This is a genomic window from Streptomyces sp. NPDC050636, from assembly GCF_040654775.1.
GTDB lineage: Bacteria > Actinomycetota > Actinomycetes > Streptomycetales > Streptomycetaceae > Streptomyces.
Map to the genome: position 1 here is coordinate 11,556 of NZ_JBFAIP010000007.1, position 24,260 is coordinate 35,815.

General features: G+C 70.3%; 25 protein-coding genes. 9 read left to right on the forward strand and 16 right to left on the reverse strand.

The window, feature by feature from the left end; all coding sequences use genetic code 11:
- Nucleotides 1-13: 13 nt before the first annotated feature.
- From AB0I10_RS09490 to AB0I10_RS09505, 4 genes are all read right to left on the reverse strand, one after another.
- The gene (locus tag AB0I10_RS09490) at nt 14-1,633 is read right to left on the reverse strand and encodes a hypothetical protein (protein WP_363151782.1); all 1,620 of its coding nucleotides are present in this window, start codon (nt 1,631-1,633) and stop codon (nt 14-16) included.
- Nucleotides 1,634-1,701: 68 nt separating this feature from the next.
- Nucleotides 1,702-2,502: a HEAT repeat domain-containing protein gene (locus tag AB0I10_RS09495; RefSeq protein WP_363151783.1), complete on the reverse strand. Its 801-nt coding sequence runs from the start codon at nt 2,500-2,502 to the stop codon at nt 1,702-1,704.
- Nucleotides 2,503-2,632: 130 nt separating this feature from the next.
- Nucleotides 2,633-3,652 (reverse strand): GDP-mannose 4,6-dehydratase, encoded by a 1,020-nt coding sequence (locus AB0I10_RS09500; protein WP_363151784.1) that lies wholly within the window; start codon nt 3,650-3,652, stop codon nt 2,633-2,635.
- On the reverse strand, nt 3,649-4,809 hold the full coding sequence (locus tag AB0I10_RS09505; RefSeq protein ID WP_363151785.1) for a UDP-N-acetylglucosamine--N-acetylmuramyl-(pentapeptide) pyrophosphoryl-undecaprenol N-acetylglucosamine transferase: 1,161 nt from the start codon (nt 4,807-4,809) through the stop codon (nt 3,649-3,651). Before AB0I10_RS09505 ends, AB0I10_RS09500 begins: the two co-directional genes overlap by 4 nt.
- Before the next feature lie 63 nt (nt 4,810-4,872).
- On the opposite strand from AB0I10_RS09505, the gene AB0I10_RS09510 reads away from it, so the two are divergent.
- Both AB0I10_RS09510 and AB0I10_RS09515 read left to right on the forward strand, forming a co-directional pair.
- The gene (locus AB0I10_RS09510; RefSeq protein WP_363151786.1) at nt 4,873-5,622 is read left to right on the forward strand and encodes a response regulator transcription factor; all 750 of its coding nucleotides are present in this window, start codon (nt 4,873-4,875) and stop codon (nt 5,620-5,622) included.
- Nucleotides 5,623-5,695: 73 nt separating this feature from the next.
- A complete protein-coding gene (locus tag AB0I10_RS09515; protein WP_363151787.1) occupies nt 5,696-7,099 on the forward strand; it encodes a HAMP domain-containing sensor histidine kinase in 1,404 nt (467 codons plus the stop codon).
- A gap of 11 nt (nt 7,100-7,110) precedes the next feature.
- On the opposite strand, the gene AB0I10_RS09520 is transcribed toward AB0I10_RS09515, so the two are convergent.
- The 3 genes from AB0I10_RS09520 to AB0I10_RS09530 all read right to left on the reverse strand — a co-directional run bounded on the left by AB0I10_RS09520 (nt 7,111) and on the right by AB0I10_RS09530 (nt 9,091).
- A complete protein-coding gene (locus tag AB0I10_RS09520) occupies nt 7,111-7,476 on the reverse strand; it encodes a hypothetical protein (RefSeq protein ID WP_363151788.1) in 366 nt (121 codons plus the stop codon).
- A gap of 35 nt (nt 7,477-7,511) precedes the next feature.
- Nucleotides 7,512-8,663, reverse strand: coding sequence for a hypothetical protein (locus tag AB0I10_RS09525; RefSeq protein WP_363151789.1), 1,152 nt, complete (start codon nt 8,661-8,663; stop codon nt 7,512-7,514).
- A gap of 89 nt (nt 8,664-8,752) precedes the next feature.
- Nucleotides 8,753-9,091, reverse strand: coding sequence for a hypothetical protein (locus AB0I10_RS09530; protein ID WP_363151790.1), 339 nt, complete (start codon nt 9,089-9,091; stop codon nt 8,753-8,755).
- A 132-nt stretch (nt 9,092-9,223) separates the two neighbouring features.
- Between AB0I10_RS09530 and AB0I10_RS09535 the strand changes: the two genes are divergently transcribed.
- Nucleotides 9,224-9,832 carry a hypothetical protein gene (locus tag AB0I10_RS09535; RefSeq protein WP_363151791.1) on the forward strand — a complete coding sequence of 203 codons (609 nt, stop codon included), beginning with the start codon at nt 9,224-9,226 and terminating at the stop codon, nt 9,830-9,832.
- Between the two features lie 50 nt (nt 9,833-9,882).
- Here AB0I10_RS09535 and AB0I10_RS09540 read toward each other — a convergent pair whose 3' ends face one another.
- The 4 genes from AB0I10_RS09540 to AB0I10_RS09555 all read right to left on the reverse strand — a co-directional run bounded on the left by AB0I10_RS09540 (nt 9,883) and on the right by AB0I10_RS09555 (nt 14,158).
- Entirely contained in the window at nt 9,883-11,583 is a 1,701-nt protein-coding gene (locus AB0I10_RS09540) for a methylmalonyl-CoA mutase family protein (RefSeq protein WP_363151792.1), read from the reverse strand.
- Between the two features lie 139 nt (nt 11,584-11,722).
- Entirely contained in the window at nt 11,723-12,055 is a 333-nt protein-coding gene (locus tag AB0I10_RS09545; RefSeq protein ID WP_363151793.1) for a DUF3817 domain-containing protein, read from the reverse strand.
- Between the two features lie 143 nt (nt 12,056-12,198).
- Nucleotides 12,199-12,711, reverse strand: coding sequence for a MarR family transcriptional regulator (locus AB0I10_RS09550; RefSeq protein ID WP_363151794.1), 513 nt, complete (start codon nt 12,709-12,711; stop codon nt 12,199-12,201).
- A gap of 43 nt (nt 12,712-12,754) precedes the next feature.
- Entirely contained in the window at nt 12,755-14,158 is a 1,404-nt protein-coding gene (locus AB0I10_RS09555) for an MFS transporter (protein WP_363151795.1), read from the reverse strand.
- A gap of 79 nt (nt 14,159-14,237) precedes the next feature.
- Between AB0I10_RS09555 and AB0I10_RS09560 the strand changes: the two genes are divergently transcribed.
- Nucleotides 14,238-15,215 (forward strand): DUF5937 family protein, encoded by a 978-nt coding sequence (locus AB0I10_RS09560; protein ID WP_363151796.1) that lies wholly within the window; start codon nt 14,238-14,240, stop codon nt 15,213-15,215.
- Between the two features lie 381 nt (nt 15,216-15,596).
- On the opposite strand, the gene AB0I10_RS09565 is transcribed toward AB0I10_RS09560, so the two are convergent.
- The gene (locus AB0I10_RS09565) at nt 15,597-15,947 is read right to left on the reverse strand and encodes a DUF3817 domain-containing protein (protein WP_363151797.1); all 351 of its coding nucleotides are present in this window, start codon (nt 15,945-15,947) and stop codon (nt 15,597-15,599) included.
- Between the two features lie 182 nt (nt 15,948-16,129).
- On the opposite strand from AB0I10_RS09565, the gene AB0I10_RS09570 reads away from it, so the two are divergent.
- The 4 genes from AB0I10_RS09570 to AB0I10_RS09585 all read left to right on the forward strand — a co-directional run bounded on the left by AB0I10_RS09570 (nt 16,130) and on the right by AB0I10_RS09585 (nt 18,784).
- Nucleotides 16,130-16,768, forward strand: coding sequence for an AIM24 family protein (locus tag AB0I10_RS09570; protein ID WP_363151798.1), 639 nt, complete (start codon nt 16,130-16,132; stop codon nt 16,766-16,768).
- Complete coding sequence (locus tag AB0I10_RS09575; RefSeq protein ID WP_363151799.1) at nt 16,768-17,418, forward strand: AIM24 family protein; 651 nt, start codon at nt 16,768-16,770, stop codon at nt 17,416-17,418. Before AB0I10_RS09570 ends, AB0I10_RS09575 begins: the two co-directional genes overlap by 1 nt.
- Nucleotides 17,415-18,185: an AIM24 family protein gene (locus AB0I10_RS09580; RefSeq protein ID WP_363151800.1), complete on the forward strand. Its 771-nt coding sequence runs from the start codon at nt 17,415-17,417 to the stop codon at nt 18,183-18,185. Before AB0I10_RS09575 ends, AB0I10_RS09580 begins: the two co-directional genes overlap by 4 nt.
- Nucleotides 18,186-18,307: 122 nt before the next feature.
- Nucleotides 18,308-18,784 carry a MarR family transcriptional regulator gene (locus AB0I10_RS09585; RefSeq protein ID WP_363151801.1) on the forward strand — a complete coding sequence of 159 codons (477 nt, stop codon included), beginning with the start codon at nt 18,308-18,310 and terminating at the stop codon, nt 18,782-18,784.
- Between the two features lie 83 nt (nt 18,785-18,867).
- On the opposite strand, the gene AB0I10_RS09590 is transcribed toward AB0I10_RS09585, so the two are convergent.
- Nucleotides 18,868-20,274, reverse strand: a complete 1,407-nt coding sequence (locus AB0I10_RS09590; RefSeq protein ID WP_363151952.1) for a HAMP domain-containing sensor histidine kinase — start codon at nt 20,272-20,274, stop codon at nt 18,868-18,870.
- Nucleotides 20,275-20,278: 4 nt separating this feature from the next.
- Entirely contained in the window at nt 20,279-20,941 is a 663-nt protein-coding gene (locus AB0I10_RS09595; protein ID WP_363151802.1) for a response regulator transcription factor, read from the reverse strand.
- Nucleotides 20,942-21,048: 107 nt separating this feature from the next.
- Between AB0I10_RS09595 and AB0I10_RS09600 the strand changes: the two genes are divergently transcribed.
- Nucleotides 21,049-21,795 carry a PepSY domain-containing protein gene (locus AB0I10_RS09600; protein ID WP_363151803.1) on the forward strand — a complete coding sequence of 249 codons (747 nt, stop codon included), beginning with the start codon at nt 21,049-21,051 and terminating at the stop codon, nt 21,793-21,795.
- Nucleotides 21,796-21,854: 59 nt separating this feature from the next.
- On the opposite strand, the gene meaB is transcribed toward AB0I10_RS09600, so the two are convergent.
- Together meaB and AB0I10_RS09610 are read right to left on the reverse strand one after the other, a co-directional pair.
- Nucleotides 21,855-22,814: a methylmalonyl Co-A mutase-associated GTPase MeaB gene (meaB, locus tag AB0I10_RS09605; RefSeq protein WP_363151804.1), complete on the reverse strand. Its 960-nt coding sequence runs from the start codon at nt 22,812-22,814 to the stop codon at nt 21,855-21,857.
- Nucleotides 22,815-22,913: 99 nt separating this feature from the next.
- On the reverse strand, nt 22,914-24,089 hold the full coding sequence (locus AB0I10_RS09610) for an acetyl-CoA C-acetyltransferase (RefSeq protein WP_363151954.1): 1,176 nt from the start codon (nt 24,087-24,089) through the stop codon (nt 22,914-22,916).
- Nucleotides 24,090-24,260: the final 171 nt, after the last annotated feature.

A 24,260-nucleotide genomic window follows, 5' to 3' on the forward strand; every position in this document is an offset into this window, starting at 1 on the left:
GGACGAATAAGTCCTATGCCCTGTCGTACGGCTCCAAGGCGTTCCGCAGCCTGTTGTCCGGCCCACGCAGCAGCAACGCGTGCAGTTCGCTCATCACGTCGCAGATGTGGACGTGGTCGTCGTCGTACCCATCGGAATCGTCGTCGTACTCGTCCTCGTCCTCGTCCGGGTCGGGTTCGGGCCCCTGCACCATCGGGACGTCGTGCATGTTGTCGGGTTCCTCGGAGGGTTTCGGGTGCCACCTCCACACGGCGCCGCACTGCCTGACCTGGACCTCACCGAAGTACCAGGCCGCGCCGACCAGGAACGGGTCGTTCCACGCGGCCAGCATCTCCTCGTAGGTGGAGAACAGCCCACGCACCAGGTCTTCGAGCCGGTCGAGGGACTCGGGGGAGAAGTCCCACGAGGCGGTTCCGCCGCCCGCTTCGTCGGCCCACGCGGGGAAGGCTTCCCGCCGTTCGGCCAGCCAGGTGTTCAGTCGGTGGTTGTCCGTCAAGTCCGGCCCCTGCAGATCGTCCGCCTCCTCCAGCTCCTTCAGCTCCTCCTCCGTGAGGGGCGGCAGGGACGGCGTCTCCAGATGTTCCGGGCGGGCCAACACCCACAACACCTCAGGCCAGGCCGGCTCCCCCCACACGTAGTCACCCTCCGGCAAACGGTCCGGAAAGCGGTCCACCACCTCGCGCAGACTCTCGCCTGCGACGACGTCCTGCAGCATGGCGGGGAGAAGCTCGGCGTGACCGTCGTAGCGGAGCCGCTGGTTGACGAAGACGGCGCCGGACCAGTAACCGTCCTCCGCGTGCCAAGTGCCGGGCGGAGCATCGGGGTTGACCCCGCGGTACTGCCACTGGGCGTCCTTGTTCTCGACGACGTACTTGCCCACGTACCATGCGGCCATGATCCAGAAGGGCTCGTCCGCGGCCCGGTGGTAGTCCTCGACCGTCGGGAAGTTCTTGCGCAGCATCGCCTCCAAGGCGTCCAAGGACTTGGGCGTGAAGAGCCAATGCGTGCGGCCGCCGGCTTCCTCGGCCCACCAGTCGAGGTAGTCGAGCATGCGCTTGTTCTGCCATCGGTACGCCGTGTGGACGGCCGTGAACACGTCCGCGTAACGAACCCACGGCGTGGGAACCCGCTTCGGCCACCACTCCGGCTGCTCCCGCTGCCGGTCCCTGACCGCCTTGCGCAGCAGGCGCGCCGCCGTGGCGAAGACCTGTCCCGTCCCCTCGTTGAGGGCCTGACCGACGACGAGCAGCGGAACGACCGGCTCAAGGCCGAGGACAGGGTCCGGACACACCACGGGCAGCCCGTCGGTTCCCGCGCTCTCGTCCCAGTCCCAGCGACCGCCCGCCTCCTCGATCAGCGTCTCGCCCAGATAGGCCGCCGCGGATTCGATGAACATCGCGTTCGCGTCGTCGCTGCCGTCGTCACCTCTGCAGAAGTCGAGCAGGTGCTCCTCCAGGCCCGGCAGTTCACGGACGCTGTAGTCGTGCTCCCATTCCTCGCGCATGAACTGGCTGATGAACCGGTCCATGAGTTCATGCAGGGTCTCGATCCAGAGGTACAGCCGGTGGGCGGGAGAGCCCTCCGGAGCGTGCCTGCCCTCCATGTAGACATCGTCCGCCGTGCGGTCATCCATGTGAGTCCCCCGTGTAGACCTCTTTGAGGCCCGACCCTAGGTGATCGATTCCAAGGGGTCAGTGGTCACTACGGCTCACGGATCGCCTCCACCGCCTCCCGGACGTCCGGGTGCGGGTCGTCGGCGAGACCGTCCAGCAGCTCAGCGACCCCGGGGGTGGACCAGCGGGCGACCGCCCACACCAGGTCCTCCCGCACGCCGGGGTGGGGGTGGGCGGCAAGGTGGGTCAGCTGGGCAAGCGGGCCCCGTCGACGCATGCCGAACCAGTGCAGCGCCTCCCGCAGCACGACTGGGTCTCCGGGGTCGCCGGCTGCCGTGACCCTAGCGAGCAGCACTCTGACCGGTGGCGGCGGACCGTCCTCCGGATGCGGCAACCGCTCTCGCAGGCGCCGCCCCCCGTACTCTCCGCGCACCCGGCATCCGAAGCAGGTGCAGGGGCGGACGCCGTGCGCGTCCGGCCGGTACCGCCAGCCCACGAGCTGGGGCGCGGTGCGGACTCGGTGCACTTCGCGCGGCCGGATCGCCCGGGGTACGAACACCTCCCATCCGCGCGGGTCGTCCAGCGAGGCGATCCGCCGGACCGCCTCGGCTGCGGGGACGGTGGACTGGGCGTCCCGCCTCCGGTCCGAATAGCGCCCGACCAGCACGTGCTGGTCGTCGTCCAGCCGCACGTGGACGGCCACCAGCCCGCCCCGGCTGCCGAAACGAGCCAGTTCACGCAGCCATTGGTGGGTGAGGGTGTACGACGGCAGCACCGGGAAGCAGTACACCCCGCGCGCACCGCCTTGTCCGTGGCTGGCTGCCCGGATCCCGGACCGTCGGATGCGCGGCGCGTTCGCCGCCGACGTCAAGTGCACAAACATCGCCATGACCTGGCATGTTAGGTGACGGATTCCACGGGTGGCAGCCAGTGCGAACACCGGACTCATTCATCCGGGGCGGCGAACCAGATCCCGTAGGGGATGCAAGGGCCCCCAGCGGACCTGATACGGCTCCGCCCTAGACCTGGTACCGCTCCGCGCGGAACAGCTCCAGGTTTTCGGCCACCCAGGCCGACGTCCGCTCCAGCCCCTCCTTCAGGGACACCCGCGGCTCCCACGAAGCCCACTCCCGCGCACGGGAGTTGTCCGACAGCAGCCGCTCGACCTCGCTGCCCGAAGGCCGCAGCCGCTCGGTGTCCACCACTACCTCCGCGTCCTGGCCCGACGCCGCTATCAGCGCCTCGGCGAGCGCGCCGATGGAAATCTCCCGGCCGCTGCCGAGGTTGACGACCTGCCCCAGCGCCCGGTCGCAGTCGGCCATCGCCAGGAACCCGGCCGCGGTGTCGGTGACGAACGTGAAGTCGCGGGTCGGGGTGAGCGAGCCCAGCTTGATCTGCCGGGCGCCGGAGTGGAGTTGGGCCAGGATGGTGGGGATCACGGCGCGCGCGGACTGCCGCGGCCCATAGGTGTTGAAGGGCCGGACGACCGTCACCGGCAGCTCGAACGCGTGCCAGTGCGACAGCGCCATCATGTCGGCGCCGATCTTCGAGGCGGAGTACGGGGACTGCGGCTGCAGCGGGTGGTCCTCGCCGATCGGGGCGGTCCGCGCGGTCCCGTAGACCTCGCTGGTGGAGGTGTGGACGAGGCGCCGGACGGCGTGCCGGCGGCAGGCCTCCGCCACGTTCTCGGTACCGACGACATTCGTCTGGACGTACGCGCCGGGCGAGTCATAGCTGTAGGGGATGCCGATCAGCGCTGCGAGATGGAAGACCGTGTCGCAGCCCTCGACGGCGTCCATCACCCGGCCGGCGTCCCGTATGTCCCCCGCGACCATCTCGACGGGACTGCCGGGCGCCAGATAGCGCGCCAGATTGCCCTTCTCCGCATACGGCTTGTAGTGCACAAAGGCGCGCACCTCCGCGCCGCTCCCGACCAGCAGGTCGACGAGGGCCGAGCCGATGAATCCCTCGGCCCCGGTGACGAGGACCTTGCGGCCGTTCCACTGCTGTGTGCTGCTGATGATGCTCGTGCTGGTCATGCTGACTCCTTCAGGGTGAGGTGATGGGGGTTCGGGTGGCCGGCGAGCGCGAGGGCCTTCGCGGCCAGGAGGTCGGCGGCCCGCGCATGGGTGCCCGGGTCGGCGGCCGCGCCCATCGCGGCGAGCCGGTCGGGATCGTCCAGCAGCGGCGTGACGAGAGCGTCCAGCCGCTCGGCGGTGGTCTCCGCGTCGGGCAGCAGCAGCGCCGCCCCGGCATCGGAGAGCACCCGCGCGTTATGCGTCTGGTGGTCGCCCGGCGCATGCGGATACGGCACGAGGACGGACGGCATCCCGATGGTGGCCAGTTCGGCGACAGTCGCCGAACCGGCCCGGCTGACCACCAGATCGGCGGCGGCGTAGGCCAGATCCATCCGGTCCAGATAGGGCACCGCCTCGGCGACCGCCGCCCCGCCGTTCGCCGCCAGTGCCGCCCGGGTCGCGTCCAGGGCCGCCGGACCGGTCTTGATCAGCAGCCGCAGATCCGCTCGGGACCGGTGACGGGCGGCGAAACCCACCGCGGCCTCGGTGAGCCGGGCCGCACCCAGGCTCCCGCCGTTGACCAGCAGCAGCCGCGCACCGTCCGGCACGCCCAGCTCCCGCCGCGCGCCCGCCCGGAGAGCCGTACGGTCCAGCCGGGCCAGCGGCCCGACCAGCGGCATCCCGACGGTCTCGGCGTGCTCGCCGCCCGCCAGATGCTCCCGGCTGCGGTCAAAGGCGAGCGCGATGTGCGGGGTGAGCCGGGCCGCGAACTTGTTGGCCCGGCCCGGCACCGCGTTGGACTCGTGGACCAGGCTCGGCAGCCCGGCCAGCCGTGCCCCGACGATGACCGGCGCGCTCGGATAGCCGCCCATACCGACCGCGACCTGGGCGCGCTGCGCCTTCAGGATGGCGCGGCACTGGGCGCCCGACCTGAGCAGCGCGGCCGGCAGCAGATAGCGTCGGGCGCCGAGTGACGGGTCGAAGGGAATCATGTCGACGGTGTGCAGCCGGTATCCGGCCTGCGGGATGAGCCGGGTCTCCAGTCCGCGCTCGGTCCCGACGAAGGAGATCACCGCATCGGGCTCGGCCCGGCGGAGTGCGTCCGCGAGGGCGAGGCCCGGATAGATATGGCCGCCGGTGCCGCCCGCACCGATCACGACGGAGAGTGGTGTGCGCATGGCCGCCACGCTCGCGAACTGCCCTAAGAAGCTTCTAAGAGAGGTGTTTGGCAGCCTGTGTCCATGCCCACGCCATCGTCCCTGCCGCCCCCGTCCGACTCCCCCGCATCCAAGAGCGCCCCGCCCCCCAAGATCCTCGTCGTCGACGACGAGCCTGAGGTGCGCGCCGCGGTGGAGGACGGCCTCGCCGTCGAGGGCTATGCGGTACGCGGCGCCGCCGACGGCCTCGCGGCCCTCTCGGAGGTCGCCACCTGGCAGCCGGACGCCATCGTCCTGGACGTGCTGATGCCGGTCCTCGACGGGCTGGCCGTCTGCCGCCGCCTCCGCGCACTGGACGACCGCACCCCGATCCTCGTCCTGACCGCGCTGGACTCGGTCAGCGAACGGGTCGACGGCCTCGACGCGGGCGCCGACGACTATCTCGTCAAACCGTTCGCGCTGGACGAGCTGGTGGCGCGGATCAGGGCCCTGCTGCGCCGCGCCTCGGCCCCCGCCGCCGACGACACCTCCCTCTCCTTCGACGACCTGGTCGTCGACCCGGTGACCCGCACCGGCCACCGGGCGGGCCGACCGCTGGAGTTCAGCCGCACCGAATGGGCGCTGCTGGAGCTGTTGCTGCTGCACCCGGGGCAGGTGATGCCGCGCGAGGTGATCCTGGATCGGGTGTGGGGCCGCGACTTCGGCCCGGACTCCAACTCCCTTGCCGTATACGTCGGTTATCTGCGCCGGAAGCTGGAGGCGGGCGGCGAACCCCGGCTGGTGCACACCGTGCACGGCGTCGGCTACCGCCTGGACCGGGCGGACCCGGCATGAGCGAGCGCAGCGGGAGAACCATGGAAAGGTGCGCGCCGAGCGAGTGCGAGGCCGGGCGAATCGAGGTTTCGACATGACCGGCCGGCGTGGGCTCGGTGCCCGCTGGGTGCGTCGGCGGCCGCTGCGTACCCGGCTGGCGCTGGCCGCCTCCGCGGCCGTGGCCGTGGTGGCCATCGGTATCTGTGCCGCCGCCTTCCTGATCCTCCGCCACCAGATGACCCGCCAGCTCGAACTGAACCTGGCCCAGACGGCCACCCAGGTCACCCACCAGACCCGGGGCTGGGGCCCGACCGCCGGTGACACCTCCTGCCGGTACCAGGCCGTGCCCTGCGTCCAGATCGTGCCGTCCGACCCGGCCAGGGACCCGCGCGAGCGGTACGAGCTGCCGGTCGCGGACGCCACCCGCAAGGTCGCCGACGGGCGGCACGAGCCGTACTACAGCAAGCTGACGGTTGCCGGGCAGCCGGTCCGGATGTTCACCACCCGCCTCCCGGGCAGGGACGAGGCGCTCCAGGTCGCGCTGCGCTCCGACACCGTGGAAACGGGCGTACAGCGCGCCGCCTGGGCGCTCTCGGCCGTCGGCGGCGCGGGCGTCCTGCTGGCCGCGGTGCTCGGCTACTGGGTCTCGCGTACCGGCCTGGCGCCGGTCGCCCGGCTCACCGCCACCGCCGAGCGGATCGCGGCCACCCGAGACGCCCGCCACCGCATCGAACTGCCCCGGGGGGCATCGGCCCACGAGGACGAGATCACCCGCCTCGCCACCACCTTCAACACCATGCTCGGCGAGCTGGAACAGTCGGTCACCGCGCAGCGCCGGCTGGTCGCGGACGCCTCACACGAGCTCCGCACCCCGCTGACCGCGCTCCGCACCAACGCCGAACTGCTCGCCCGCGCCGACCGGTTGACCGACGCCCAGCGCGACCGCGCCTCCTCGGCCCTCGCCCGGCAGCTCCGCGAGGTCACCACCCTCGTCAACGATCTGATCGAACTCGCCCGTGACGAGGAGCCGCAGCCCCTGGTGGAACAGGTACGCCCGGCCGCTCTGCTGGAGCACGCGGTCGGCGCGGCCCGCGAGCACTGGCCGGAAATCGTCTTCACCGCCCGCATCGACCCGGCGGCGGCCGGGACGACCGTCCCCGGCGTGCCGTCCCGCCTCGCCCGTCTCCTCTCCAACCTCCTGGACAACGCGGCGAAGTTCTCCCCGCCCGGCGGACCGGTGGACACCGAACTCACCCTCACCGCAGGCCAGTTGGACCTGACCATCCGCGACCACGGCCCCGGCATCGCGGACACCGACCTCCCCCATGTCTTCGACCGCTTCTACCGCGCGAAGGCGGCCCGCGCCCTCCCCGGCTCCGGCCTCGGCCTGGCCATGGCCCGCCAGATCGCCCGCGCGCACGGCGCCGAACTCAGCGCCGAACAGGCCCCGGGCGGCGGGGCGTTGTTCCGGATGCGGCTGCCGGTCGGAGTGGCGTAACGGGGACACCGTCACGCTTCACGAGGCCGGTACGAGGCGCCAACCCCCTCGGCCTCTGCCTCCTCCGCCTTCTCCTCGACCTTCGCCCGAACCGCCTGCCGGTCCTGCGGCGACATCGACCGCCAGCTGTCCCGCATCCCGGCGATGCCGTCGGTGAGCGCGCGATACCCGGACGGGTCGTCGAGCACGTCCTTGAGCTCCAGCCGGCCGCCGAGCATCTTGCGGGCAATGTCCTGGAGGGCGGGCGGAGTGGCCGGATTGTTCCGTACGGCCCGGAGGGACTTGGTGAGGTGCTCGTTCTGCTCCTCGGAGAGGTCCCTCTCCTCGATGGGGTATTCGCGGTCGCCGGGGTTGGTGAAGGCGTTGTTGCTGGTCATGGGGTACGGCTCCTGTCGGACGGTATGGGTCTGCGTCAGCCGAAGGCGTTGCGGACGCGTGCGGCCTCGTCCTGGCCGTCGTTGTCGGTGTCGGTGTTGCTCTCGGCGCGGGACCTGGCAGCTCCGCCCGCGGAGGCAGCAGACGACGAGTCCGAGCCGTCGGAGCCACCGCTGGAGGACGACGAGTCGCCGGAGCCGCCTTCGGAGGAACCGCTGGAGCCACCTTCGGACGAGCCGCCGGACCCGCCTTCGGACGAGGACGACGAGGAACTGGAACCGCCCTCGGAGGAGCTGCCGTCGCCGCCTTCCGACGACGTGCCGGCACCCGAGGCGGCCGGCTCAGGGTCCTTGTAGGTGGCGCCGTAAACGGTCTTGGCGACCTTGGCGACCTTCTGCTCCCCCTCGTAGACCTGCTTGGCGCCCTCGCTGAAATCGCCCGTCGCCATCTTTCCGAGACCCTGGCCGACCTCGCCCACGCCCTTGGCGCCGTCGACGACCTCTTTCCCCTTGTCGACAAAGGGCTTGGCCACGGCCTCACCCGCAGCCCCGAAGTCGAACCCCTTCTGCGCCCCGAAGTGGCTCTTGATCCCCTGCGTGGCGAGGTTCCCGGCGAGTTTCTTGCCGGCGTCGATGCCGAGTTCCTTGGCCAGATCAATCGCGATCTCCCTGCCCGACCGCTTCACCTTCTTGGCGATGGCGTCCTTGATGGCCTGGATGATCTGTGTCTTCGCCTCGTTGATGATCCGGCGAACGATGACCCTGGTGGTTGCCGTGGCCGCGGCGGCACCGGCCTCGGAGGCGCCCAGGGTGACGGGAGCAGCGACCTGAGCCGCGATGAGCTCGATGGCCAGCGCGATGAGCTGGGCAATCACCGCGATCTTCATCACCATGATGATCACGGCCACCACCTGGAGCACCACGGCGAGCGCCTCGGCCGCGTCGGCGGCCTCATCGAGATAGCCGTCGCCCGAGAACTTCCGCCATTTGTTGTCGAACGCCTCGATCGCCTCACCGGAGTTGGCGCCGTGCACCGCTTGGGTGGCACTCTCTCCCTGCTGCTGGGCCGCACGCACAGAGGCAGCGAAGCTGCTCCAGGCCTCGGCCGCGTCGCGCATCTTGTCCTCGTCGATATTGGGCCATTGGAAGCCCAGTAGATCGAGGACCCAGTCGACCTCGACAGGAAGCATGATGGTGGCCACTATGACTCACTCCCCCGGGAAGCGTATTTTCGTTCGTCTATGAGGTGTATGTGGGGGTGTACCGAGCTGAATCGACGTCAATTCGCGAATTTGGGGCGGCTCGCCGTGTACTTGGCGAGGTGATCATGCTGATCCTGCTCGGTGGTGGCGTAATGCTCGCCCGTCGCCTCGAGTTTTTCCCCGATCGTGGAGAGACCTTCACCGAGGGTGGGCATCGACTCGACGAGACCTGCACTCACCGGCGTGTAGACGTCCATGAAGTACTTGAGGAGATCGTCGTCGCCCCAGTCTTCGGCCTCTTTGAGCGTGGCCGCCAACTTCTTGGCGGCACCGCTGAAATCGGAGCCAATATCCTTGAAGACATCGCCCTGCGACTTGAGGACGGCCGGATCCACGTCGTATCCGGAGCCTGCCATGGGTACCCCTTGTTCTCGGCTGCATCAAGAGTCCGCTAAAGCCTATGCCGTACGGTAGCCGACGCCTGTGCCTACCGGAGTACCGGCCGATGACCATGAAAGGGAATTCCCCCTATGTCCAACTCTCCACGGATGTCTGGCAAGACACCTTTGAAGACGCTATACGGGCACCTTTTCTTCCTTGCCGTCGCTCTGGTGTTCTTCACCGTCTTCTTCATCAAAGGGCTGACCTCAGCGGGCCTCACGGGCACGCACGGACTGCTCACGATCAAGGAATGCGTCCGTGAAAGCACAAGTCACCGCTCCACGGCCTCGCACTATTACGACTGCGACGGCACCTTCCGCTCGGACGACGGGAAGGTCGTGGACAACAAGGCGTCCTTGGGCAACCTCGACACCGGGTACGACCCGGGCTTCAAACTCGCGGTCCAGGGGCACAACGACAGCACCGTTCTCAGTGTCCTGTCCGCCGCGAACTACACCGTCGCCGGCCGCGAAGCAGCCATAGGCAACTTCTCCACCGGCTTTGCCGGTCTCCTCTTCATCATCCCCGTGCTGCTCTTCTCCTGGCTCACGCGCTTTGATGAAACCACTCGCACGATCGCCCAGCAGTGGGCGGCGTGGCGTGCGAGCGCCGGCACCCGAACCCGCAAGATCGTGCTCAGCGCCGCCGCGGCGGCCCTCTTCGGCGCGTTCGTCATCAGCCCGGCCCTCGGCTTCGCCCTCACTGCCGGCAGTTGAGACGTGGGGGTGGGGCCGTCAGCGCGACAGCCCCACCCCCATGAGCAGTGTCAGAACCCAGCCGGCTCCGTATAAACCCCCCACTCGTCCCGCAGCACCCCGCAGATCTCGCCCAGCGTCGCCTCGGCCCGGACGGCCTCCAGCATCGGCTCGATCATGTTGCCGCCGTCCCGCGCGGCCGCCAGCATCGCCCGCAGCGAGTCCTGCACCCGGGCGTCGTCACGCGCCGCCTTGCGGTCCGCGAGCACCCGCACCTGCTCCCGCTCGACCTCATGGCTGACCCGGAGGATCTCCAGATCACCGGTGACCGAACCGTGGTGGCAGTTGACCCCGACGACCTTCTTCTCGCCCTTCTCCAGCGCCTGCTGGTACCGGAAGGCGGACTCGGCGATCTCGCCGGTGAACCACCCGTCCTCGATGCCGCGCAGAATCCCGGAGGTCATCGGCCCGATCGGGTGCTGCCCGTTCGGTACGGCGCGCGTCCCGCGCTCCCTGATCTGCTCGAAGATCTTCTCGGCGTCCGCCTCGATCCGGTCGGTCAGCGCCTCGATGAACCACGAACCGCCCAGCGGGTCCGCGACGTTGGCGACACCGGTCTCCTCCATCAGCACCTGCTGCGTACGGAGCGCGATCTCGGCGGCCTGCTCACTGGGCAGCGCCAGGGTTTCGTCCAGGGCGTTGGTGTGCAGCGAGTTGGTGCCGCCGAGCACCGCGGCAAGCGCCTCCACCGCGGTCCGTACGACGTTGTTGTACGGCTGCTGGGCGGTCAGCGAGACACCGGCGGTCTGGGTGTGGAACCGCAGCCACTGCGCCTTCTCGCTCGTGGCGCCGTACACATCCCGCATCCAGCGGGCCCAGATCCTGCGCGCGGCACGGAACTTGGCGATCTCCTCGAAGAAGTCGAGGTGCGCGTCGAAGAAGAACGACAGGCCCGGGGCGAAGGTGTCGACGTCCAGACCGCGGGAGAGCCCCAGTTCGACGTACCCGAAGCCGTCGGCGAGCGTGTACGCCAGCTCCTGCGCGGCCGTCGCCCCCGCCTCGCGGATGTGATAGCCGGACACCGAGAGCGGCTTGTAGGCGGGGATGCCCTTCGCGCAGTGCTCCATGAGGTCGCCGATCAGCCGCAGATGCGGCTCCGGCTGGAACAGCCACTCCTTCTGCGCGATGTACTCCTTGAAGATGTCCGTCTGCAAGGTGCCGTTGAGGACGCCCGGGTCGATGCCCTGACGCTCGGCCGCGACGAGATACATGCAGAAGACGGGTACGGCGGGGCCGCTGATCGTCATCGAGGTCGTGACGTCACCCAGCGGGATGTCCTGGAAGAGGACCTCCATGTCGGCGGCCGAGTCGATGGCGACGCCGCAGTGGCCGACCTCGCCGAGCGAACGCGGGTCGTCGGAGTCCTTCCCCATCAGCGTCGGCATGTCGAACGCGACGGACAGCCCGCCACCGCCGGCCTTGAGGATCATCTTGTAGCGCTCGTTGGTCTGCTCGGCGTTGCCGAAGCCCGCGAACTGCCGGATGGTCCAGGTCCGGCCCCGGTAGCCGGTGGGGTAGAGGCCGCGCGTGAAGGGGTACTCACCCGGCCACCCGATCCGCTCGAACCCCTCGACCGAGTCGCCGGGTCGCGGCCCGTACGCCGGCTCGACGGGGTCGCCCGACAGCGTGGTGAAGTCCGCGTCCCGCTTGCGGGCGGAGTCGTACCGGGCCTGCCAGCGACGGCGGCCCTCATCGATCGCGTCAGCGTCCATACCTTCGAATTTACTAGGACGTCCTAGTAATTGTCGATGGGAGACGGGGAGAGTCACGGGAAGGGCGCACCGGCACAGGCTCCGGGCAGCACAAACGCGCCCGTCCGCAGCACGGGACGGGCGCGTGAAAAGCGGGCGCTCAGGCCTTGACCGGCTCCGGCGCCGCTCCCGCGACCAGGGGCTCGATCTCGCTGACGACCTTGCGCTCGACGAAGAACGCGGCGGTCGGAATGGTGCCCGAAACCAGCACCCACAGCAGCTTGCCGAACTTCCACTTCGCCTTGGAGCCCAGGTCGAAGGCGAAGATCAGGTAGATGATGTACAGCACGCCGTGGACCTGGGAGACGACGAGGGTGAGGTCCTTGCCCGTGTCGAAGCCGTATTTGGCCACCATGCACGCGCACAGGATGAGGAGCATGACGGCCGTGACATAGGCCATCACCCGGTAGCGGGTCAGCACGCCTTGTTTCATGGGTACGAGCGTAACCGCCCGGAAAATCCCCGCGGACGCGGGGCGCACGCGACCACCCGGCAGCGGGTGAGCACTCTGGATGGGCCATCCCCGCACACGCGGGGCACAAGCGCGCTGACCCTCAGCGAGGGTAAGCCCAGCCCTCAGCCCTTGTCCTCGAAATCCCCGGCCGCCACCCGCAGCGGCCGCAGCATCGCGAAGATCTCCCCGCACTCCTCGGCGTCGTACACCCCGAGCCCGAAGTCCATCGCCATCAGCTCGCGGGTGGCCACATCACACACCTCGCGCCCCTTGTCGGTGATGGAGGCGAGCGTTCCACGCCCGTCGTTCGGGTTCGGCCGCTTGGCCACCAGACCGGACTTGACCAGCCGGTCCACCGTGTTGGTCACCGACGTCGGATGCACCATCAACCGCTCGCCGATCTTCGACATCGGCAGCTCACCGGCCTTGGAGAAGGTCAGCAGCACCAGCGCCTCGTAGCGCGCGAAGGTCAGCCCGTACGGCTTGACCACCGCGTCCACCTCGGCCAGCAGGATCTGGTGGGCCCGCATGACAGAGGTGATCGCGGCCATGGAGGGCACGGCGCCCCATCTCTGCTGCCACAGTTCATCAGCGCGCGAGATGGGATCGAAAGCAAGGCTGAGCGGCTTCGGCACGCACCCGACCCTACCGGGCGGTCATATTGTGGTCAGCTCCGTCTCAGGTTTCGGTCGCGGGAAGCGGGCCAGGGCGCCGCTTTCCCCCTGCCTCCCCTATCTCTCCTGCCTCCCCTGCCTCCCCTGCCGTGCGCCGTACCTCGGCGATCACCGCCAGTACGCACACCGCCCCCACGATTCCCCCGGCCGGCATCACCACCCGAAGGGGTGCGAACTCTGCGGCCACCCCTGCCAGCGCCATCCCCAGCCCCATGATCGTCATCCGCCCCGCCTGCATCACCGTCATGGCCTGCCCCAGCAGCTCCTCGGGGACTGCGGCGACGAACCATCGGTCCACACCGAAGTTGTACGAGATTCCGGTGCCGGTCAGGACAAGCAGCAGCACGGCCCAGCCGAGCGAGGGCTGCGCGGCGAAGCCCAAGGAGGGGAGTACGGCGAAGACGGCCATGGGGTAGGTGAGCCGGGCGCGGGCGTGCGGGCCGAGGAAGGAGCCGACCAGGGGCTCGGCGACGACCGCCCCGATGGGCATGCTGCACAGCAGCAGTCCCAGGCCGGCCGGGCCGACGCCGAGGAGGTCGGAGAAGGGGATCAGCAGCGACTCGGGGACGACGACGAACGTCGGCGGCAGCCAGGTCAGCAGCAGCAGCGCGCGAATCCGGCGGTCGGCAAGCAGTCGGCGGGTGCCGGTCAGCGAGGCGCCCAGCAGAGCACCGCGGGCCGCGTCGCGCGCCGGGCGGACGAGGGTGCCCAGGCGCAGCAGCAGCGCCGAGCCGAGGAACGTACCGGCAGTGATGGCGAGCACCGTGGCGGGAGTCGCGACGGCCAGCAGCAGGCCCCCGGCGGCGAAACCGGCGAGCTGCGCACTCTGGTTGACGATGCGGATCACCGAGCGGCCGAGCACGAACAGATCGCCCTCGCCGAGGATCTCGCCGAGCGTCGCAGCGCGCGTACCGGCGAAGACCGGCGCGATGGCGGCGATCACGCAGCGCAGTGCGAGCAGGACCGCGACGGGGGTACCTGGCAGCACCATTCCGGCCGCGGCCAGCGCACACAGCAGATCGCAGACGACCAGGACGCGGCGCGCGGGGTAGCGGTCGGCGACGGCCGACAGCAGCGTGCCGCCGACGACGTACGGGAGCAGGCCGAGCGCGAAGGTCAGCGCGCTCAGCAGTGGCGAGGCGGTCAGCCGGAAGACCAGGAAGGAGAGGGCGATCTCGCAGACGACCACGCCGAGGGAGGAGAGGAGGTGCGCGGCGAAGACGTAGCGGAACTCCGGGACGGCGAAGACGGCGCGGTAGCCGGCCGCGCCGGGGCGCGCGCCGTCCGGTTCCTTTTCGCCCGAGCCACCGTCCGGGGCGGTATCGCCACGGTCACCGGGGGCCGTAGCGCCCACGTCGGGGCGTGCGGGGATGCGGCCCGGCTGTGCGGGCCCGGAGGGCGAGGACATGGCGGCAGCGTGCCGGGGCCGGGGCCTGCGTCGTAGTCTTTCGGCCCCAGCCGAATCCCGGGGAGGGGAGGGCCCGCCGGTGCCGCTGGACCTGCATTTCGGGGCCGACGACCTGCTGCGCATCCGGTTCGCGATCTCGCCGCTGTGTGAGACCCACGAGGCCGTACGGACCCTGCGGCACGCCCACCGGCACGGCTATCACCTGCCGTGGCTGCGGCGGATGCGCGAGACGCTGGCCGGACTCGATCTCTCGCCGCTGTGGCTGTTCATGCCGTCGCCGCGGCCCGGGTACACACCGGATTTCCTGGGCCGCCCGCCAGACGTCCCGCTGGCCGGCTTCGGCGAGGAGCTGGCGCGGCTGCGGGCCACCGATCCGGCCCTGGCGCGCGCCGAGATGGCGAAGTCGCTGGCGGGCAGGCCGGATGCCGCCGAGTCGGCGCCCGGCCGGGCGGCGCTGGCGGACCCGGCGCGGGCCATCCGGGAGCTGGCCGATGCCACCGAACGGGCCTGGCACGCGCTGCTCGCCCCGGACTGGCCACGGCTGCGCGCGCTGCTGGAGGCCGAAATCGCCTACCGGTCACGCCAGTTGGCGGGAGGCGGGCTGCAACGGTTGTTCGCGGACCTGCATCCGCGGATCACCTGGTCCGGCGACACACTCACCGTCCGCACCCGTACCGACTTCGTACAGATGCAGGACTTGGACGGCCGCGGGGTGCTGCTGCTGCCGAGCGTGTTCGTATGGCCCGACGTGGTGAGCGGATTCGATCCGCCGTGGCAGCCCACCGTCATCTACCCGGCGCGCGGCATCGGCGGGCTGTGGCACGAGCCGGAGACGGGCGCGGCGCTGGTGCGGCTGCTGGGGCCGAACCGGGCCGCGGTGCTGGCCGCCCTCGACGCGCCGGCATCGACATCGGCGCTCGCGCACCGGCTGGGGCTGGCCGCCTCGTCCGTCTCGGCGCATCTGTCCGTGCTGCGCGAGGCCGGTCTGCTGGCCTCGCGCCGGCACGGACATCAGGTGCTGTACGAGCGCACGCCGCTGGGCGCTGCGCTGTGCTGATCCCCCACGTTTTCGGCTGTCCCGCCGTGGGGGTTTCTGGCCGTTGTGCCTGCGGCGGGGCGGTTGCCGCTGCGCGGGGCTGTCGGGTGCGGTTCCGGACCTCCGGACTCCGTCCTGCGGTCCGGCTCCTCCCGTTGAGTGTGGGAAAAGACAGGTGGGGGTGCACGTAATCGATCACGCGCGCCCAGTGGACACGATCAGAAACGGGACATGCAACGCCAGCCCCCACCGGCCCTTACCACCCACCCACGGGAGGGGGCGGCCCGCAGGACGGAGTCCGGAGGGCCGTCACCGCACCCGACAAATCCACGCCTGCCGCAGGCGCCACGGCGAGACACCACAACGGCGGGAAAGCCGACAACGGCGAGCAACCAAGGCGGCTCAGCCGAGCGCAGCGGACTCCCTGCGCGCGCGGGCGGCGATCACGCCGGCCTCCTCCTCGCGCTTGAGGACCCGGTCTCCGAACAGTCCGCCGAAGGGCAGGATCGCGAGCACGAAGAAGAAGGCGACGCGCTTGAAGGGCCACTTCGTGCGGTTCCACACGTCCAGCAGCAGCACCACGTAGGCGATGAACAGCAGCCCGTGGATCAGCCCGAGCGGCATCACCAGGGAGTCGTAGTCGAAGGCGATCCGGAATCCTGTGCCGAAGATCAGCAGCGCCGGAAAGGAGAGCGCCTCCGGGATGGATGCCAGGCGCAGTCGGTGCAGGGCAGCGGCGGTCTTGATGTCCACGGGAACCTCGTTCGGACGGCATGGGAGGCAGCAAAGTGCTTGTGCAAGAGTTCACAAGCTTCGCTCCATTGTTACAGCCGCCCCGACGATCACCGCGTCGGGGGCGGGTCAGGGAAAAGCCGGGGCCGGGTCAGGGTCGAAGGACCTGCCCCGCACGGCTCCGGCCGACTACCGTCTGACGCGTGGCTCAGTTTCGGCTCCAAGGGAGCAAGGTGCTCGCCGTCGACATGACGGGCGATGCCGTCAAGGCGAAAAACGGTGCGATGGTCGCGTACGACGGCCAGATGTCGTTCAAGAAGATGTCCGGCGGCGGCGAGGGCCTGCGCGGCATGGTCACCCGTCGTCTCACGGGCGAGCAGATGGCCGTGATGGAGGTGAAGGGGCAGGGCACCTGCTATTTCGCCGACCGTGCGAGCGAGATCAACCTGGTGCAGTTGCAGGGCGAGAAGCTGTACGTCGAGGCCAGCAATCTGCTGTGCACGGACGCGGCACTGCGCACCGGCACCACCTTCACGGGGCTCCGCGGCGCCTCGCAGGGCAACGGCCTGTTCACCACCACCGTCGAGGGCCGCGGCCAGGCCGCGATCACCTCCGACGGGCCCGCGGTGGTGCTGCGGGTCACGAAGCAGTCCCCCCTGCAGGTCGACCCGGGCGCATACGTCGCGCACACCGGCGACCTCAAGCAGCACTTCCAGTCCGGGGTCAACTTCCGTACGTTCATGGGCGAGGGCTCCGGTGAGGCGTTCCAGATCCGGTTCGAGGGCGAGGGCCTGGTGTACGTCCAACCCAGCGAGCGCAACACCGTGGGCGGTGAGGTCTGATGCCGTTCACAGCCCTCAACTCCCGCATGGTGGAGGCCCGGATCGGCCCCGGCCAGCGGATGTTCAGCCAGCGCGGCGCGATGCTCGCCTACCGCGGCGAGGTCTCCTTCACCCCGAACATCCAGGGCGGCCAGGGCGGCGTCGGCTCGATGATCGGCCGCCGGATCGCCGGCGAGGCCACGCCCCTGATGACGGTCGAGGGCAGCGGCACCGTCATGTTCGGCCACGGCGGCCACCACGTCCATGTCGTCGATCTGGCGGGCGAGACGCTGTACGTCGAGGCCGACCGGCTGCTGGCCTTCGACGGGTCGCTCCAGCAGGGCACGATGTTCATGGGCTCGCAGGGCGGGGTGATGGGCATGGTGCGCGGCCAGGTCACCGGCCAGGGCCTGTTCACCACCACCCTCAAGGGCCATGGCGCGGCCGCGGTGATGGCCCACGGCGGCGTCATCGAGCTGCCGATCACGCCCCAGCGCCCGGTCCATGTCGACCCGCAGGCGTACGTCGCGCACCGCGGCGAGGTCCGCAACAAACTGTCCACCGCCCTCGGCTGGCGCGACATGGTCGGCCGGGGCTCGGGCGAGGCCTTCCAGCTGGAGCTGTCGGGCCAGGGCACCGTCTACGTACAGGCGTCGGAGGAAAAGCTGTGACCGGTCCCGTTGTCCACGACGTCCAGACTCTCCCGGCCGATGACAACGTCAATCCCTACGCCTTCAGCGTGGAGCTCAACGGCCAATGGTTCCTGCAGAAGGGGAAGATGATCGCCTACTACGGGCAGATCGACTTCCAGGGCATCGGGCACGGCCGCCTCGACCGGCTGATCGCCGGTGCGTTCCATTCGCCATTGCACGCCGCGGACTGGGTCGTTGCCGAGGGCCAGGGCAAGATGCTCCTCGCTGACCGTGCCTTCGATGTGAATTCCTACGATCTGGATGAGGGCAACCTCACTATTCGCTCGGGCAACTTGCTCGCCTTTCAGCCATCTCTGTCGCTGAAGCAGTCGATCATCCCGGGATTTCTCACCCTCATCGGCACGGGCAAGTTCGTGGCCGCCTCCAACGGCCCGGTGGTGTTCGTCGAACCACCGGTCCGGGTCGACCCGCAGGCCCTGGTCGGCTGGGCCGACTGCCCCTCCCCGTGCCACCACTACGACCATCAGTACCTGCGCGGATTCCTTGGCGGAGTACGGGCGCACACCGGCATCGGCGGGGCCTCGGGCGAGGAGCACCAATTCGAGTTCATCGGCGCCGGCACGGTCCTGCTGCAGTCGACGGAGCAGCTGATGGCCGAGCTGGCGACCGGCGCGGTGCCGGACGAGGCGGGCGTGCCGGGCGGCGGCCACGCTCCGCAAAGTGGCTCACAACTGCCGCAGTTGCCCGGAAACCTCGGGGGGCTCCAACGGCGCTTCGGGCTGTGAGCGGTAGTCTGCGGACGGTGACCTCGAACGTCTGACCAACACCCGGCACCGAATCCCGGCCGAGGTCTGCCACCCACCGCCGCGATTAATTAATATTTCAACTTTACGGGTAGAATTCATCCATGACGACCGACAGCGACACCCCCTGGCTGACCGCCCAGGAGCAGCGTGCCTGGCGCACTCACCTGGACGTCAGCAGGCTGCTGATGCACCAGTTGGAGCGCGACCTCCAGCCGTTCGGGCTGACCATCAACGACTACGAGATCCTGGTCAACCTCTCCGAAGCCGAGGACCGGCGGCTGCGGATGAGTGATCTGGCAACCAGCACCCTGCAGTCCAAGAGCCGTCTCTCGCACCAGATCACCCGTATGGAGAACGCCGGCCTCGTCCGCCGCGAAAGCTGTGAGTCGGACCGCCGCGGGCTGTACGCCGTCCTGACCGAAGAGGGCTGGGACACCATGCGCCGGGTCGCCCCGCACCACGTCGCGTCGGTGCGCAAGCACTTCATCGACCTCTTCTCCGCGGAGGACCTGGAGGGGCTCCGCTCCGCGCTGACCCCCGTGGCCGAACACCTCCGGGAATCGCGCGGCAGCCTCTGACGGCCCGCCGCGGCCCCGGGCGCGGGGGCCGCGGCACCACCGACGCGCCCCGGCATGCCCTGCCACGCCGGCCGGCCACCCGCTCAGCCACCCGCCACCGGCAGCCGCAGCTCGAAGACCGAGCCCTCCCGTACGGCCAGTGAGCCGCCGTGCCGCACCGCGACATCCCGCGCGATGGCCAGCCCGAGCCCGGCCCCGCCGTCATCCCGCGCCCGCGCGTCATCGAGCCGGACGAACCGCTCGAAGATCCGCTCCCGCTCCGCCTCCGGCACACCGGGTCCGTCATCGTCGACCCGCAGCACCACCCACGCCCCCTCGCGCACCACCGCCACCCGCACGGACGCCTCGGCATGCCGCTGCGCGTTGTCCAGCAGGTTCCCCAGCACCCGCCCCAACTGGCTCCGGGACCCGGCCACTTCCGCGCTCGCCAACTCGCCCACCCGAACCGGAATCCGGTCCGTGATCCGCTGCGAGCCCTCCTCGCGCACCAGCGCCGCCAGATCGATCCGGGCGTCCGCCGGCCGCTCCCCCGCGTCCAGCCGGGCCAGCAGCAAGAGATCCGCGGCCAGCCGCTGCAGCCGTACGGTGTCCTCCACCGCGCCCGGCACATCCAGCAACTCCGGGTGCGCCACCCCCACTTCCAACTGCGTACGCAAGCTCGCGATCGGGCTGCGCAGCTCGTGCGAGGCATCCGCGACAAACCGCCGCTGCCGCTCCACGGACGTCTCCAGGGCCGCCAGCGTCTCGTTCGTCGTACGCGCCAGCCGGCCGATCTCGTCCTTCGACGACGGTACCGGCACCCGCCGGCTCAGATCCGTGCTCGCGGTGATCGCGGCCATCTCGCCGCGGATCCCCTCCACCGGGCGCAGCGCCCGCCGGGTCACCAGCCAGGTCACCCCGGCCACCACCAGGAGCAGCAGCGGCAGCCCGATCAGCATGGCGTCGCGCACCGTACCGACGGCGTCCTGCTGCGGAGCCAGCGCCGCGCCCGCCCGCACGGTGGCCTTCGCCCCGCCGGTGTCCTCGACCTCGACCAACGCGAACCGGTAGTCGGCCACCTTGCCGTCGACGGTCGCGGTCCCGTCCTGGTAACGCTCGTCGTCGTCGACCTCACCGGGCTTCGGCCCGCTGACGTCGTCGTCATCATCGTCATCGTCCGACGGACCCGGCGCGGTGCCCACCTGTTTGCCCGCGCCGGCGACCGGCTTGCCGTCCACGGCACGCACATCGTCACCGGCCGCCAGCACCCGCCCGTCCTCGGCGACGACGACCACCGGATGCTCATCGCCGTCAGGCAGGTCCAGCTTGTCGTAGGCGGTGCCCGTCGCGATCTGCGCGGCGACCTCGCGCGCCGCGAGCTGGGCCTGCAGATCCACCTGATCGAGGAGACTGCCGCGCAGCACCAACAGCAGCGCCGTCCCTGCCGCGATCAGGGCCAACGCCACCACCAGCGTCGCCCCGGCCGCCGCTCTGGCCCGTACGGAGCCCAGCACCCTACTCACCGGCCACCAGCCGGTATCCCGCGCCGCGCACCGTCGCGATGGCCCCGGAGCCGATCTTGCGCCGCAGCGCGCTCACATACACCTCGATGATGTTGAGATCGCCCTCGTAGGCGAAGTCCCAGACATGCTCCAGGATCTCCGCCTTGGACACGACGTCCCCCGCCCGCAGCGCCAGCTGCTCCAGAACGGCGAACTCCTTGGCGGTCAGCACCACTTCCACACCGTCCCGCTCGACCTTGCGCGATCCCTGGTCGACGGTGAGCGACCCCACCCGCAGCACCGGCTGCGCGGTCCGGCCGCGCCGCCGCAGCAGCGCCTTGACCCGCGCCACCAGCACCACGTACGAGAACGGCTTGGTCAGATAGTCGTCGGCGCCGGTGTCCAGCCCCTCGGCCTCGTCGTACTCGCCGTCCTTGGCGGTCAGCATCAGGATCGGCACGTCATGGCCCGCCGCCCGCAGCGCGCCGCACACGCGGTAGCCGTTCATCCCGGGCAGCATGATGTCCAGCACGATCAGGTCGTACGCGCCCTCGCTCGCCTGATGCAGGCCCTCCAGACCGTCGTGCACCACATCGACCGCGTATCCCTCGGCCATCAGGCCCTTGGCCAGCGACAGGGCCAGCCGCTTTTCGTCTTCCACGATCAACAGGCGCATGGGGCCAGCCTGCCACCCCGAACCTGAAGACCTCTTCAGGCACCTTCAGCTCCCCTTCAGCTTGGTTCGGCCACATTGATGTCACAGCCGATCACCGGGGAGAAGTCATGAAGCGCAACATCATCATCGCCACCGCCGCCGCGGCCGCCCTCATCGCCGGGGGCACGGCCACCGCCGTCGCGGTCAACGGCAGCGACGGGCCGGGCAGCGCGCAGTCCGGCGTGCAGACATCGGCGCAGCTCGCGGCGCAGGACGCAGGGGCGCACGGCACGGGGACGCAGGACACCGACACGTCCAAGGCGCAGGACCGGTCCAGCATCCGTATGCAGGACGACGACGGCCGCGACGACGACGGCCAGGAGGACATCCGCGAGGCCAAGGCCGCCAAGGTGAGCGCGCCGGACGCCGCGGCCGCCGCGCTGAAGGCCGTGCCGGGCACGGTGACCGGGCTCGACCTGGACGCGGACCGCCCCGGCCTGGTCTGGGACGTGGATGTGCTGGGCAAGGACGGCAAGTGGCACGAGCTCACCCTCGACGCCGGTAACGCGCGGGTGCTGAACCAGCACATCGACCACGAGGACGATGACGACCACGCCCGGGAGGCGGCCGCTCTCAAGGGCGCCGAGGCCCCCAAGGTCACGGCGGCGAGCGCGGCCCGCAGCGCCGCGGCACACGGCACGGTGACCTCCGTCGACCTGGACGACGACCACCGGGCCAAGGGCGTCTGGGAGGTCGAAACGGTCACCAAGGACGGCAAGGAGCACAAGCTGCTCGTCGACCCGCAGTCCGGCAAGCTGACGGCCGCCCCGGCGCAGGGTGACGACGACAGCGACGACGACGGCTCCGACGACTGACGGCGGCGGTCGGCAGGGCCGGCCCGGGGGCTGGGGCGGATGGCCTCAGCCCCCGTTCGTCAGCCCCCGTTCGTCAACCCGTCGACCAGCTCGTCCGCCGCCCGGTACGGATCCGTCTCGCCCGACACGATCCGCTCGGCGAGCGCGTCCAGGCGCCGGTCGCCGCTCAGGTCGCCGATCCGCTCCCGCAGCGCCGTGACCGCTATCGTCTCGACCTCGCGGGCCGCGCGGGAGCGCCGGCGCTGCCCCAGCACCCCCCGCTCCTCCATCCAGGCCCGGTGCTTCTCCAGCGCCTCGACGACCTCGTCGATGCCCTCGGCCCGCGCCGCGACCGTCTTGACGATGGGCGGGCGCCAGTCCCCCGGCGCCCGCGACTCGCCCAGGCCGAGCATGTGGTTCAGCTCCCGGGCGGTGGCGTCCGCGCCGTCCCGGTCGGCCTTGTTGACGACGTAGACATCGCCGATCTCCAGGATTCCGGCCTTCGCCGCCTGGATGCCATCGCCCATCCCGGGGGCCAGCAGCACCACACTGGTGTCGGCCTGCGAGGCGATCTCCACCTCGGACTGGCCGACGCCGACCGTCTCGACGAGGACCACGTCGCAGCCCGCCGCGTCCAGCACCCGGATGGCCTGCGGCGCGGCCCAGGCCAGCCCGCCCAGATGGCCGCGGGTGGCCATCGAGCGGATGTAGACGCCGGGGTCCGAGGCATGGTCGCTCATCCGTACCCGGTCGCCGAGCAGCGCGCCCCCGGAGAACGGCGAGGACGGGTCGACGGCGAGGACCCCGACCCGTTTGCCCGCCTTGCGGTAGGCGGTCACCAGCGCGGATGTGGTGGTGGACTTCCCGACGCCGGGCGAGCCGGTCAGCCCGACCACATAGGCGCCGCCGGTGAGCGGGGCCAGTGCCGCCATCACCTCGCGGAGCTGCGGCGACGCCCCCTCCACGAGGGAGATCAGCCGGGCCACCGCCCTCGGCCGGCCCTGCCGTGCCTGCTCCACCAGCTGCGGGATGTCCACCATCGCTGCTCGGCTCCTTCGGCTTGGCTGTTGTGCGTTGGCTGCCAGGCCCTGTCCGGCGGATCTCCGCGGGACGGGGCCTGGACGCGTAGGTCCTGCCGCTTACTTACCCGGGACGCGGATGATCAGCGCGTCACCCTGGCCGCCGCCGCCACACAGCGCGGCCGCGCCTACGCCGCCGCCCCGGCGGCGCAGCTCCAGCGCCAGGTGCAGCACGATCCGGGCGCCGGACATACCGATCGGGTGGCCGAGCGCGATCGCACCGCCGTTGACATTCACCTTTTCCGGCGACACCCCGAGGTCCTTCATTGACTGCACCGCGACCGCCGCGAACGCCTCGTTGATCTCGATCAGGTCAAGATCCTCGACGGTCAGGCCCTCCTTGCCCAGGGCGTGGTTTATGGCGTTGGAGGGCTGCGACTGGAGCGAGTTGTCGGGACCGGCGACATTGCCGTGCGCGCCGATCTCCGCGATCCATTCCAGGCCCAGCTCCTCGGCCTTGGCCTTGCTCATCACGACCACCGCGGCGGCGCCGTCGGAGATCTGCGAGGACGTGCCGGCGGTGATCGTGCCGTCCTTGGCGAAGGCCGGGCGCAGCTTGCCGAGCGACTCCGTGGTGGTCTCGCCGCGGATGCCCTCGTCCTTGCTGAAGATCACCGGGTCGCCCTTGCGCTGCGGGATCTCGACGGGCGTGATCTCGGCCTCGAAGAGCCCGTTCTTCTGGGCGGCGGCGGCCCGCTGGTGGGACCGCGCGGCGACCTCGTCCTGCTCGGGGCGGGCGATGCCGAGGCGGGTGTTGTGCTTCTCGGTCGACTCGCCCATGGCGACGTTCTCGTAGGCGTCGGTGAGGCCGTCGTGGGCCATCGCGTCGAGCATCTGCACGGCACCGTACTTGAAGCCGTCACGGGACTTGGGCAGCAGGTGCGGCGCGTTGGTCATGGACTCCTGGCCGCCCGCGACGACCACGTCGAACTCCCCGGCGCGGATCAGCTGGTCGGCCAGCGCGATGGCGTCGAGGCCCGAGAGACAGACCTTGTTGACGGTGAGCGCGGGAACGTTCATGGGGATGCCGGCCTTGACGGCGGCCTGGCGGGCCGGGATCTGGCCCGCGCCGGCCTGGAGGACCTGTCCCATGATCACGTACTGAACCTGGTCGCCGCCGATGCCCGCCCGGTCCAGCGCCGCCTTGATGGCCACACCGCCCAGGTCGGCTCCGGAGAAGGTCCGCAGGGACCCCAGGAGGCGGCCCATCGGGGTGCGCGCTCCCGCCACGATCACTGAGGTGGTGCGCTTCGTGCCGTTCGTTGCAGACATGCGGTGCGGCCTTCCTTTGCAGGGAAGTTAACGAGGGTTCCCGTCAATGTACTGAGCAGTACGCCCCGGGTCACCGGCAAGCGGGTGTGATCGCGCGCACGTTGCGTAACCGCCTGTGTGAGCGGTGCACTGGAG

Coding starts and splice junctions, on each gene's coding strand:
- AB0I10_RS09505 (WP_363151785.1), bottom strand. CDS start 4,809: ATGCGCACACCACTCTCCGTCGTGATCGGTGCGGGCGGCACCGGCGGC.
- AB0I10_RS09585 (WP_363151801.1), top strand. CDS start 18,308: ATGACGACCGACAGCGACACCCCCTGGCTGACCGCCCAGGAGCAGCGT.
- AB0I10_RS09495 (WP_363151783.1), bottom strand. CDS start 2,502: ATGGCGATGTTTGTGCACTTGACGTCGGCGGCGAACGCGCCGCGCATC.
- AB0I10_RS09540 (WP_363151792.1), bottom strand. CDS start 11,583: ATGGACGCTGACGCGATCGATGAGGGCCGCCGTCGCTGGCAGGCCCGG.
- AB0I10_RS09545 (WP_363151793.1), bottom strand. CDS start 12,055: ATGAAACAAGGCGTGCTGACCCGCTACCGGGTGATGGCCTATGTCACG.
- AB0I10_RS09490 (WP_363151782.1), bottom strand. CDS start 1,633: ATGGATGACCGCACGGCGGACGATGTCTACATGGAGGGCAGGCACGCT.
- AB0I10_RS09555 (WP_363151795.1), bottom strand. CDS start 14,158: ATGTCCTCGCCCTCCGGGCCCGCACAGCCGGGCCGCATCCCCGCACGC.
- AB0I10_RS09575 (WP_363151799.1), top strand. CDS start 16,768: ATGCCGTTCACAGCCCTCAACTCCCGCATGGTGGAGGCCCGGATCGGC.
- AB0I10_RS09500 (WP_363151784.1), bottom strand. CDS start 3,652: ATGACCAGCACGAGCATCATCAGCAGCACACAGCAGTGGAACGGCCGC.
- AB0I10_RS09525 (WP_363151789.1), bottom strand. CDS start 8,663: ATGCTTCCTGTCGAGGTCGACTGGGTCCTCGATCTACTGGGCTTCCAA.
- AB0I10_RS09520 (WP_363151788.1), bottom strand. CDS start 7,476: ATGACCAGCAACAACGCCTTCACCAACCCCGGCGACCGCGAATACCCC.
- AB0I10_RS09535 (WP_363151791.1), top strand. CDS start 9,224: ATGTCTGGCAAGACACCTTTGAAGACGCTATACGGGCACCTTTTCTTC.
- AB0I10_RS09515 (WP_363151787.1), top strand. CDS start 5,696: ATGACCGGCCGGCGTGGGCTCGGTGCCCGCTGGGTGCGTCGGCGGCCG.
- AB0I10_RS09510 (WP_363151786.1), top strand. CDS start 4,873: ATGCCCACGCCATCGTCCCTGCCGCCCCCGTCCGACTCCCCCGCATCC.
- AB0I10_RS09530 (WP_363151790.1), bottom strand. CDS start 9,091: ATGGCAGGCTCCGGATACGACGTGGATCCGGCCGTCCTCAAGTCGCAG.
- meaB (WP_363151804.1), bottom strand. CDS start 22,814: ATGGTGGACATCCCGCAGCTGGTGGAGCAGGCACGGCAGGGCCGGCCG.
- AB0I10_RS09600 (WP_363151803.1), top strand. CDS start 21,049: ATGAAGCGCAACATCATCATCGCCACCGCCGCCGCGGCCGCCCTCATC.
- AB0I10_RS09595 (WP_363151802.1), bottom strand. CDS start 20,941: ATGCGCCTGTTGATCGTGGAAGACGAAAAGCGGCTGGCCCTGTCGCTG.